Annotated in this window: 11 protein-coding genes; 4 read left to right on the top strand and 7 right to left on the bottom strand. The window is 72.2% G+C overall.

The features are described from left to right. The coding region (locus VIU94_RS41450; protein ID WP_331920306.1) for a TetR/AcrR family transcriptional regulator at window positions 1-557 on the bottom strand (557 nt) is incomplete at its 3' end. A 171-nt stretch (window positions 558-728) separates the two neighbouring features. Between VIU94_RS41450 and VIU94_RS41445 the strand changes: the two genes are divergently transcribed. Then, on the top strand, window positions 729-3,185 hold the full coding sequence (locus VIU94_RS41445) for a beta-glucosidase family protein (RefSeq protein ID WP_331920304.1): 2,457 nt from the start codon (window positions 729-731) through the stop codon (window positions 3,183-3,185). A gap of 128 nt (window positions 3,186-3,313) precedes the next feature. Here VIU94_RS41445 and VIU94_RS41440 read toward each other — a convergent pair whose 3' ends face one another. Then, window positions 3,314-4,192 (bottom strand): SGNH/GDSL hydrolase family protein, encoded by an 879-nt coding sequence (locus VIU94_RS41440; RefSeq protein WP_331920302.1) that lies wholly within the window; start codon window positions 4,190-4,192, stop codon window positions 3,314-3,316. A 261-nt stretch (window positions 4,193-4,453) separates the two neighbouring features. Here VIU94_RS41440 and VIU94_RS41435 point away from each other — a divergent pair, with 261 nt between their 5' ends. Further along, entirely contained in the window at window positions 4,454-4,948 is a 495-nt protein-coding gene (locus VIU94_RS41435) for a DUF3145 domain-containing protein (RefSeq protein WP_331920300.1), read from the top strand. A 56-nt stretch (window positions 4,949-5,004) separates the two neighbouring features. Then, window positions 5,005-5,289, top strand: a complete 285-nt coding sequence (locus VIU94_RS41430; RefSeq protein WP_331920298.1) for a hypothetical protein — start codon at window positions 5,005-5,007, stop codon at window positions 5,287-5,289. A 61-nt stretch (window positions 5,290-5,350) separates the two neighbouring features. On the opposite strand, the gene fabF is transcribed toward VIU94_RS41430, so the two are convergent. The 5 genes from fabF to fasR form a co-directional block, all read right to left on the bottom strand. Next, window positions 5,351-6,613, bottom strand: coding sequence for a beta-ketoacyl-ACP synthase II (gene fabF / locus VIU94_RS41425; protein ID WP_331920296.1), 1,263 nt, complete (start codon window positions 6,611-6,613; stop codon window positions 5,351-5,353). Window positions 6,614-6,692: 79 nt separating this feature from the next. Further along, window positions 6,693-6,941 (bottom strand): acyl carrier protein, encoded by a 249-nt coding sequence (locus tag VIU94_RS41420; RefSeq protein ID WP_331920294.1) that lies wholly within the window; start codon window positions 6,939-6,941, stop codon window positions 6,693-6,695. An 81-nt stretch (window positions 6,942-7,022) separates the two neighbouring features. After that, window positions 7,023-8,024 carry a ketoacyl-ACP synthase III gene (locus tag VIU94_RS41415; protein WP_331920292.1) on the bottom strand — a complete coding sequence of 334 codons (1,002 nt, stop codon included), beginning with the start codon at window positions 8,022-8,024 and terminating at the stop codon, window positions 7,023-7,025. 16 nt (window positions 8,025-8,040) lie between these two features. Next, a complete protein-coding gene (locus VIU94_RS41410; RefSeq protein ID WP_331920290.1) occupies window positions 8,041-8,952 on the bottom strand; it encodes an ACP S-malonyltransferase in 912 nt (303 codons plus the stop codon). A gap of 89 nt (window positions 8,953-9,041) precedes the next feature. Then, entirely contained in the window at window positions 9,042-10,223 is a 1,182-nt protein-coding gene (gene fasR / locus VIU94_RS41405) for a fatty acid biosynthesis transcriptional regulator FasR (RefSeq protein WP_331920288.1), read from the bottom strand. 137 nt (window positions 10,224-10,360) lie between these two features. On the opposite strand from fasR, the gene VIU94_RS41400 reads away from it, so the two are divergent. Further along, window positions 10,361-10,612, top strand: a 252-nt coding sequence (locus VIU94_RS41400; protein ID WP_331920286.1) for a pirin family protein, incomplete at its 3' end; no start/stop codon positions are given.

Below are 10,612 nucleotides of genomic sequence, written 5' to 3'. Positions count from 1 at the left end.
CCGGTCAGCAGCCGCAGGAAGTCCCGGAACGACCCCGGCATGTCCACCGAGGCCGGGTCGAGCAGCCACTGGTACTGGAGTCCGTCCATCACCGCCGTCAGCAGCGGCGCGGCCTGTTCGGGGGTCAGGCCGCCCCCGAGGCGCTCGCCGAACTCCAGGCGCAGGACCTGCGCCATGTTCTCCCGCACCTGGGCGTACCGCTCGGTGAAGAACGCCCGCGCCGGATGCCCGTCCGTCACGCTCTCGCCGAGCAGCGCGGAGAAGGTCTGCACGATCCCCGGCCGCATCGCGTTGTACTCGACGAGGGACTCCAGCAGGTCGAGCCGCCAGCCCTCGCGGTCCCGGCCGCCGCTGGTGTCCCAGCGGTCGCGCTCCTGGAGGACCGCGACGAGCAGCGCCTCCTTCGTCGGGAAGTAGTGCAGCAGCCCCTGCTGGGTGAGGCCGACCCGCTCGGCGACCGAGCCGAGCGTCGCGCCCCGGTAGCCGCGCTCGGCGATCACTTCGAGGGCCGCGCGCAGGATGTCCTCGCGCCGCTCCTCGCTCCTGGCCCGCGCCATCGCCGTGGCCTCCTCTCCCCGCTCGCCGGAGCGACCCGTGTCGTCCGTCCGACAGGACCGTACGGCATTCTCGGGCTCTTAATATAACGAGTACATCACGTAACCTACCGATCTACCGGTAGGTGGGTGCACGATGTCCGCCATCGGTACGTCGAACGAGGAGGCACGGCCATGGCGGAGACTGCGCGGGGCGACGATCTGCGGGACGACGAGTTGAGGGAAGCGACCGTCGAGGCGGCGCTCGCCACGCTCGACCTGGACGCCAAGACCCGGCTGCTGGGCGGTCAGGACATGTGGTCGCTGCCGGCCCTGCCCGAGATCGGGCTGGCCTCCCTGGTCATGTCCGACGGACCCATCGGCGTCCGCGGCGTCCGCTGGACCGCCGACGACCCGTCGGTGGCGCTGCCCTCCCCGACCGCGCTCGCCGCCGCCTGGGACCCGGCCCTGGCCCGCCGGGCCGGCCGGCTGCTCGCCCAGGAGGCCCGCCGCAAGGGCGTCCACGTGCTGCTCGCGCCCACTGTGAACCTGCACCGCTCGCCGCTCGGCGGCCGGCACTTCGAGGCGTACAGCGAGGACCCGTACCTCACCGGCGCCGTCGCCACCGGCTATGTGCGGGGTGTCCAGGAGGGCGGCGTCGGGACCACGGTCAAGCACTTCGTCGCCAACGACGCCGAGACAGACCGCTTCACCGTCGACAACAGGATCGCCCCGCGCCCGCTGCGCGAGCTGTACCTCGCCCCCTTCGAGGCGATCGTCGAGAACGCCTGCCCCTGGGGCATCATGACCGCCTACAACCAGGTCAACGGCACGACCATGAGCGAGCACCGCTACCTCGTGAACGAGGTGCTGCGCGGCGAGTGGGGCTTCGACGGCTTCAACGTCTCCGACTGGATGGCCGCCCGCTCCACCAAGGGCGACATCGAGGGCGGCCTGGACGTCGCCATGCCCGGCCCCCAGACCGTCTACGGCCCGGCGCTGGCCGCCGCCGTCCGGGCCGGCGAGGTCGAGGAGTCCTCCGTCGACGCCGCCGTACGGAACGTCCTGCGGCTCGCCGCCCGCGTCGGCGCCCTCGAAGGCGCCCCGCCGGTCGTCGCCGAGCTCCCGGCCGCCGTCGACGGCGACGCGCTCGCCCGCGAGATAGCCCGCCGCGGCTTCGTCCTGGTGCGCAACAAGAACGGCGCGCTGCCGCTCGCCCCCGGCGCGACCGTCGCCCTGTCCGGCGCGGCCGCCCGCGACGCCCGCGTGCTCGGCGGCGGCTCCGCCCAGGTCTTCCCCGACCACGTCGTCTCCCCGCTCGACGGCCTCACGGCCGCTCTGCCCGAGGGGGCCCTGACGTACGTGGTCGGCGCCGACCCGAGCGACGAACTCACCCCCGCCGACCAGGGGTTCACCCTCCGCGCCGTCTGCCGCGACGCGGCGGGCGATGTCCTCGGCGAGGGCTCGCTGCCCAACGGCCAGGTCCAGTGGATCGGCGACGATCTCCCGGCCGGCGTCACCCACGAGACGCTCGCCTCCATCGAGGTCGTCGGCGAGTTCACCCCGCGCGAGAGCGGCGCGCACGCCTTCGGCACCCGCGGCCTCGGCGGGTACACGCTCACCGTCGCCGGCCGGACGCTCTTCGACGGGGTGCAGCGGATGGGCCCGGAGACCGACCCGTTCGAGGCGTTCTTCGGCTCCCCGGCCGAGCGCGGAAAGGTCGAGCTCACCGCGGGCGAGACCGTCGAGGTGTCGCTGCTGCACACCCTCGACCGGGAGTTCGCGGCCCCGCTGCCCGCAGTCATGTTCTCCTTCGTCCACCTCGGTCCGCACCGCGACCCCGACGAACTGATCGCCGAAGCCGTCGCGGCCGCCCGCGCCGCCGACACCGCCGTCGTGGTCGTCGCCACCACCGAGCGCGTCGAGTCCGAGGGCTTCGACCGCAAGGACCTCGCCCTGCCCGGCCGTCAGGACGACCTCGTCCGCGCCGTCGCCGCCGCCAACCCGAACACGGTCGTCGTCGTCAACGCGGGCTCCCCGGTGGAGCTGCCGTGGCGCGAGGACGTCGCCGCGGTGCTGCTGAGCTGGTTCCCGGGCCAAGAGGGCGGGGCGGCGCTCGCCGACGTGCTCACCGGCGCCGAGGAGCCCGGCGGCCGGCTGCCCACCACCTGGCCGGTCGCCCTCGCCGACGTGCCCGTCACCGAGGTCACCCCCACCGACGGCGAACTCCCCTACGACGAGGGCGTGTTCATCGGCTACCGGGCCTGGGACAAGGCCGGCGCGGTCCCTGCGTACCCCTTCGGCCACGGCCTCGGCTACACCACCTGGTCGTACGACTCGCTGGAGGCGACCCCCGACACGGCGACCGTCCGGATCACCAACACCGGTGACCGGCCCGGCCGCGAGGTCGTCCAGATCTACCTCGCTCCGATCGCGGACGACGTGGAGCGCCCGGCGCGCTGGCTGGCCGGCTTCGCGAGCGTCGAGGCAGCCGCCGGCACGTCCGTCGACGTCGAGATCGCGCTGCCCCGCCGCGCCTTCGAGATCTGGGACGAGGAGAAGGGGGGCTGGGCCTTCGTGCCCGGCGCGTACCGGGTCGTCGCCGCGCACTCGCTCGCCGACGAGCAGCTGGCCGTGACGCTGGAGCTCTGACCCGGCCGGAGGACCCGGCCGGAGGCCGACGGCCGGGAACCCCCGAGGACCCGGCCGGATCGCCCGGCCGATCACAGACCGGCCCCGGGGCGGCGCCTGACCGCCGCCCCGGGGCCTTGCAATCGGTCCTACGCCTTCGTGACCTGGCGGTACGCGATCTCCGCGAGCCGCGCCTGGCCGTCCTTGCTCGGATGGAAGAAGTCCCAGGGGCTGAGCTGTTCGCCGTCGAACGCGAAGCCGAAGACGGCCCCGCCGTCGTACCGGCAGCGGGTGTCCGCGGCGCACACCTCGCGCAGCGCGGCGTTGTACGCCACCACCCGCGCATGCACCTGCGCGCGGCGCTTCTCGGCGGACGCGCTCACGTCCTCCGCGTCGGCCAGCATCGACCCGCAGATGCCCAGCTTCCAGATCTGACGGCTCATCGGGTTGCCGCGCCCCGTCGACCACAGCCGCTTCAGGTCCGGCACGCTGGTCACATACACCTGCGCCTTCGGCGCGCCCGCCCGCAGCCTGGCCATCGCCGCCGTGAACGAGGCCTTGAAGTCGGCGACCGGAGTCATCAGTTCCGGGCTGTCCCGGCAGGCGTCGTTCGCTCCCGCCATCACCGTCACCAACTCGGGCTTCTCCGCGGCCGCCAGGGCCATCTGGCCGGGAAGCTCCGCCATCCGCGCCCCCGTACGGGCGAGGTTCCAGCTGCGGGCCGCCGCCCCGGTCGGGCCGAGCAGCCGCAGCGCGAGGCTCTTGACCGTGCTGTCCGTGCCGGTGGACCAGGACACCTCGGGGCAGTCCGCGAGCACCTGGCAGGCGTCGAAACCACGGGTGATGGAGTCGCCGACGGCGGCGATCGAGGCGGGGCTGCGGTCCCAGACGGGGGTCGGGGACGGTCTCGGGGACGGGCGGCGCACGGCCCCGTCCACCTCCGGCCCGCAGCCGGAGAGCGTGGCGGCGCACAGCAGCGCGGCAAGTCCTCCGGCGACAGCGGTACGGAATCGTCCCCCCGCGCGCATCCTTCAGTCCCCTCCGTCGCGTCCTGGCGAGTGAAAGCTTGGTGTCCACCGGCCCCTTGACCGACCGTACGTCACCCCAAGGAGGGTGCGGGCACGGTAGCTTTTCCCCCGTCGAACCAGAGGCGTCTCTGCCGACCGGCTCCGGTAAATTACATCACGTCACATGCTGTCCCTTTTTCGGGGGTTTGCGAAGTTTCACCCTCGATGCTGTTTACTGAGGCCGCTGGGAAAGGCGAACCTCGTCCCACACTGGAGGTCCCGGTGACGACACGTGGAGTCCTGTACGTACACTCCGCACCGCGCGCGCTCTGCCCGCACGTCGAATGGGCGGTGGCGGGCGTCCTCGGTGCGAGGGTCCAGCTCGACTGGATCCGCCAGCCCGCGTCCCCCGGAACCTGGAGAGCCGAGTTCTCCTGGAAGGGCGAGACCGGCACGGCGGCCAAGCTCGCCTCCGCGCTGCGCGGCTGGCAGATGCTCCGCTTCGAGGTCACCGCGGAGCCCTGCGCCAACGCCGAGGGCGAGCGCTACAGCGCCACCCCCGACCTGGGAATCTTCCACGCCGTCACCGGCCTGCACGGCGACATCCTCGTCCCCGAGGACCGGCTGCGCGCCGCGCTGGCGCGGTCGACGCGCGGAGAGTCGGAGCTGGAGGCGGAGATCGCCAAGCTGCTCGGCAAGCCGTGGGACGACGAGCTGGAGCCGTTCCGCTACGCGGGCGAGGGCGCGCCGGTGCGCTGGCTCCACCAGGTCGTCTGACCGACGCCCTGGTCCTCCTGGCCGCGACGGGGAACGCGTCGCTCCCGGACACGCTGGTGGCCCACTCCGTGACGGACGGCCGGCGGCTGTGGCGGCACAAGCCCGACGCAACCCGCATGGAGGCGCTGGCCCGCGCGGACGACGGCAGGCTCGTGGTGCTGACGAGCAGCCGGGGCGGGCCGCAGGTCCTGACCCTCGACGCCGCCGGAGCCGTACGCGGCACGCTCGCGGGCGGCCCGCCGATCCCGACCGCGGCCGAACTGGTCCCGGTGACGGGCGGCCACGTCGTCGTCGACCTCCGCCCCACCGGCGCGGAACCGTCCCTCCACCCCCTGCGCTGACAAGCCGAAGGCCCTGCCGGCACAAGCCGACAGGGCCTTCAAAAACTCACGTGACGCGAAGTCACACCGTCCGGAACGCCAGGACCACGTTGTGGCCGCCGAAGCCGAACGAGTTGTTGATCGCGGCGATCGTGCCCTGCGGGAGTTCGCGGGGCTCGTTGCGGACGATGTCCGCCTCGACGGCCTCGTCCAGCTCGTCGATGTTGATCGTCGGCGGGGCCAGACGGTGGTGCAGGGCCAGGACCGTCGCGACGGTCTCGATGCCGCCCGCGCCGCCCAGCAGGTGGCCGGTCATGGACTTCGTCGCGGAGATCGCGACGTGGTCCAGGTCGTCGCCCAGGACCTTGCGCAGCGCCTTGATCTCGGCGACGTCGCCCTGCGGCGTCGACGTGGCGTGTGCGTTGAGGTGGACGACCTCGGACGGCTTGAGGTCCGTCGCGTCCAGCAGGTTCTGCATCGCGGCGGCGATGCCCCGGCCGGTCGGCTCGGGCTGCGCGATGTGGTGGCTGTCGGCCGACAGGCCCTGGCCCAGCACCTCGCAGTAGACACGCGCGCCACGGGCCTTCGCGTGCTCCTCGGACTCGAGGATCACGACACCCGCGCCCTCGCCGAGCACGAAGCCGTCGCGGCCGGTGTCGTACGGACGCGAGGCCTTGGTGGGCTCGTCGTTGTTCTTGGACATCGCCATCATGTTGGCGAACGCCGCGATCGGCAGCGGATGGATCGCCGCCTCCGTGCCGCCGGCGACGACCACGTCGGCCCGGCCGGTACGGATCATCTCGACGGCGTAGCCGATCGCCTCGGCGCCCGACGCGCACGCGGAGACCGGGGTGTGCACGCCCGCCCGGGCGTTCACCTCCAGGCCGACGTTCGCGGAGGGGCCGTTGGGCATCAGCATGGGCACGGTGTGCGGGGAGACGCGGCGGACGCCCTTCTCCTTCAGCACGTCGTACTGGTCGAGCAGCGTCGTGACACCGCCGATGCCGGAGGCGATGACGGAGCCGAGCCGCTCGGGCGCGATCTTCTCGTCCTCACCGGCGGGGGCGGTGTAGCCCGCGTCGGCCCACGCCTCGCGGGCCGCGATCAGCGCGAACTGCGCCGAGCGGTCCAGCTTGCGGGCGAGCGGGCGGGGCAGGACCTCCTCCGGGTCCACCGCGGCGAGCGCGGCGATCCGGACCGGCAGGTCGGCGAAACGCTCGCCCTCGAGGGGGCGGACGCCGGAGCGACCGGCCAGCAGACCTTCCCAGGTCGAGGCCGAGTCGCCACCCAGCGGTGTGGTTGCGCCGATACCGGTGACGACCACGGTGCGATTGGTCGAGCTCACAGGAATTCTTTCTCCACGTGTGTGATGGTCGAAAAACGGCGCCACCGCCGGGTGGCAGACCGAGTCAGCAGGGGCCGAATCAGCCCTGGTGCTTCAGGATGTACGCGGCGGCGTCGCCGACGCTCTTGAGGTTCTTGACGTCCTCGTCCGGGATCTTGACGTCGAAGCGCTCTTCGGCGGCGACGACGACCTCGACCATGGACAGCGAGTCGACGTCCAGGTCGTCGGTGAAGGACTTCTCCAGCTCGACGTCCTCGACCGGGATACCGGCGATCTCGTTCACGATTTCGGCGAGACCGGCAACGATCTCTTCCTGAGTGGCGGCCATGTCGGCGCTCCTTCGGTGTTGTTCAGGTTGTTCTGGTTGTTCAGGGTGCTACGACCCCGTCCGGAGTGATCCGTACGGCGCCTAGGGGAGGGTAACGACCGTCGCGGCGTAGACGAGACCCGCCCCGAAGCCGATGACGAGCGCGGTGTCGCCGCTCTTCGCCTGCCCGGTCGCCAGAAGCCGCTCCATCGCGAGCGGGATCGAGGCGGCCGAGGTGTTGCCGGTGGTCTCCACGTCACGGGCGACCGTGACGTGCTCCGGCAGCTTCAGCGTCTTCACCATCGAGTCGATGATCCGCATGTTGGCCTGGTGCGGGATGAAGACGTCCAGGTCGGCCGCCGAGATGCCGGCGGCGTCCAGCGCCTGCTGGGCGACCTTGGCCATCTCGAAGACGGCCCAGCGGAAGACCGCCTGACCCTCCTGCGTGATGGCCGGAAACTTCTGGACCTCGCCGTCGCGGTAGTCCGTCCACGGCACGGTCTGCTTGATGGTCTCGGACTTGTCGCCCTCGGAGCCCCACACGGTGGCGCCGATGGCCGGCTCCTTCGAGGGGCCGACGACGACCGCGCCCGCGCCGTCGCCGAACAGGAAGGCCGTCGCGCGGTCCTCCAGGTCCGTCAGGTCGCTGAGCCGCTCGACGCCGATGACCAGCACGTACTCGGCCGAGCCGTCCACGACCATGCCCTTGGCGAGGGTCAGTCCGTAGCCGAAGCCGGCGCAGCCCGCGGAGATGTCGAACGCGGCCGGCTTGACCGCGCCGATCTTGTCCGCGATCTCGGTGGCGACGGCCGGGGTCTGCTTGAAGTGCGAGACGGTGGAGACGATCACGCCGCCGACCTGCTCCGGGGTGATCCCGGCGTCGGCGATGGCCTTGCCGGCCGCCTCGACGGACATCGCGCACACGGTCTCCTCGGGGGAGGCCCAGTGGCGGGTCGTGATACCGGAGCGGGAGCGGATCCACTCGTCGGAGGAGTCGATCGTCTCGAGGATCACCTCGTTCGGCACCACACGGGTCGGGCGGTAGCCGCCGACACCCATGATGCGTGCGTACGGGGCGCCCTTGCTGGGCTTGATCTTCGACATGCGCTACGGCTCCTTCTCAGGCTGTGTGCTCGGAAAGCAGCGTGCGGGCCGCGTCGAGGTCGTCAGGGGTCTTCAGGGCGAGGGTCTCGACACCCGGCAGCGCACGCTTGGCGAGACCGGTCAGCGTGCCGCCGGGGCACACCTCGATCAGCGCGGTCGCGCCGAGCGCCTTGAAGGTCTCCATGCACAGGTCCCAGCGGACCGGGTTGGCGACCTGGCCGACCAGGCGCGAGACGACCTCGGCGCCGGTGGCGACCTGCGCGCCGTCCTTGTTGGAGACGTACGGCAGGGTCGGGTCGGCCACGGTCAGCTCGCGGGCCGCGGCTGCCAGCTTGGCCACCGCGGGCTCCATGTGCAGCGTGTGGAACGCGCCGGCGACCTTCAGCGGGACGACCCGGCGGACGCCCTCGGGCTTGTCCGCCTCCAGCGCGGCGAGCTGCTCCAGCGTGCCCGCGGCGACGATCTGGCCGGCGCCGTTCACGTTCGCCGGGGTCAGGCCGAGCTTCTCCAGGTGCGGAAGCGTTACCTCGGGGTCTCCGCCGAGCAGCGCGGACATGCCCGTCTCCACGATCGCGGCGGCCTCGGCCATCGCCAGACCGCGGGTGCGCACGAAGCGCAGCGCGGCGGTCTCGTCGAGGACGCCCGCGAGGGCGGCCGCGGTGATCTCACCGACGCTGTGACCGGCGACGGCGTTCGGCCGCAGGCCGAGCGCCTCGGCGGACAGCAGACCGGCGGCCACCAGCAGCGGCTGGGCCACCGAGGTGTCGCGGATCTCGTCCGCGTCGGCCTTCGTGCCGAAGTGGGCGAGGTCGAGCTCGATGGCGTCCGACCAGGCCGCGATGCGGTCGGCCGCGCCGGGGAGTTCGAGCCAGGGAGTCAGGAAGCCGGGCGTCTGAGCGCCTTGGCCGGGAGCGACGAGTACGAGCACCCTCACACTCTCTCTTGTGGACGGTTCCGGACGCCCGTGGGGACAGGGACGAAGAACCGTCGGGGGAATTGTTGATGTCCGACAAAAGTCTAGGACTGCGAATCTCCGTCGGCCAGACGCCCCAGGATCAGGGCGATCCGCAGAGTGAACGCGGAGCGGACGTCGGAGGGTGACCAGCCGGTGACGTCGGTCACACGTCGGAGCCGGTAGCGCACGGTGTTGGGGTGCACGAAGAGCATCCGTGCGGCGCCCTCCAGGCTGCTCGCCTGCTCCAGATAGACACTCAGTGTTTCCAGCAGTGCCGAGCCCGCTTCTTCCAGCGGTCTGTAGATCTCCTCCACCAGCTGCTCGCGCGCCGCAGGGTCGGAGGCGATCGCGCGCTCCGGCAGCAGATCGTCCGCGAGGACCGGGCGGGGGGCGTCCTGCCAGGCCGAGCAGGCCTTCAGACCGGCGGCCGCGGCCTGCGCGGACCGGGTCGCGGCCAGCAGGTCCGGTACGACCGGGCCGGCGACGACCGGGCCCGCCGCGTACGGGCCGATCAGGGCCTTGGCGACGGCGAGCGGGTTGTCGCTGCCGCCGGCGATGACGACCAGCCGGTTGCCGAGGACGCCGGTGAGGACCTGGAGCTTGGCGTGCCGGGCGGCCCGGCGGATCGCCTCGACGGTGAGCTCGCTGTCGCCGTCCGGGGCGGTGCCGAGGACGACGCAGACGTACTCGGGCGAGTTCCAGCCGAGGGCGGCGGCGCGGGACACCGCGCCCTCGTCGGCCTCGCCGGACAGCACCGCGTTGACGACCAGCGACTCGAGCCGCGCGTCCCACGCGCCGCGGGCCTCGGCGGCCTGCGCGTACACCTGCGCGGTGGCGAAGGCGATCTCGCGGGCGTAGACGAGCAGCGCCTCACGCAGCACGGACTCGTCGCCGGGGGCGGCGACCTCGTCGATCGCCGACTCCATGACCTCGATGGTGGTCCGCACCATCTCGACGGTCTGGCGCAGCGTGATGGCGCGGGTCAGCTCGCGGGGCGCGGTGCCGAAGACGTCGGTGGAGATCGCCTGTGGGGTCTCGGGGTGCCGGAACCACTCGGTGAACGCCGCGATGCCGGCCTGGGCGACCAGGCCGATCCACGACCGGTTCTCGGGCGGCATGGCCCGGTACCACGGCAGCGTCTCGTCCATGCGAGCGATCGCATGAGCGGCGAGCCGCCCCGACGACTGCTCCAGGCGCTTCAGGGTCGCGGAGTGCGGATGGGCGGCGTTCGTGGGTTCAGGCACGGACTAAGGGTGCCTTATCGGGGTACCGGGATGCGCCCTCGGGTTGTGGGCGTTCGTTCCGCTGGGCGACAACGGGGGGAGGCGGCAAGCGGCGACGGGTCCGGGCCGTGGGCGCGGCGGGGTCGTACCGTAAGGCCGTGATTCGTATTCAGCGTGCCGGCGAGCGTTACCCCGGCGGCGACCCCTCCGCCGGGATCGAGACGGCGCACGCGTTCTCGTTCGGGGGCCACTACGACCCCGACAACCTTCGCTTCGGCGCGATCCTCGCCTGTAACGAGGAGCGGCTCGCCCCCGGCGCCGGGTTCGACGAGCATCCGCACAGCCATACCGAGATCGTGACCTGGGTCGTCGAGGGCGAGCTGACGCACCGCGACTCGGCCGGCCACGAG

The sequence above is a fragment of the Streptomyces sp. genome (assembly GCF_036566765.1).
GTDB lineage: Bacteria > Actinomycetota > Actinomycetes > Streptomycetales > Streptomycetaceae > Streptomyces.
The sequence above is the reverse complement of the archived record's forward strand: the minus strand, read 5'-3'. Positions and strand labels throughout refer to the sequence as shown.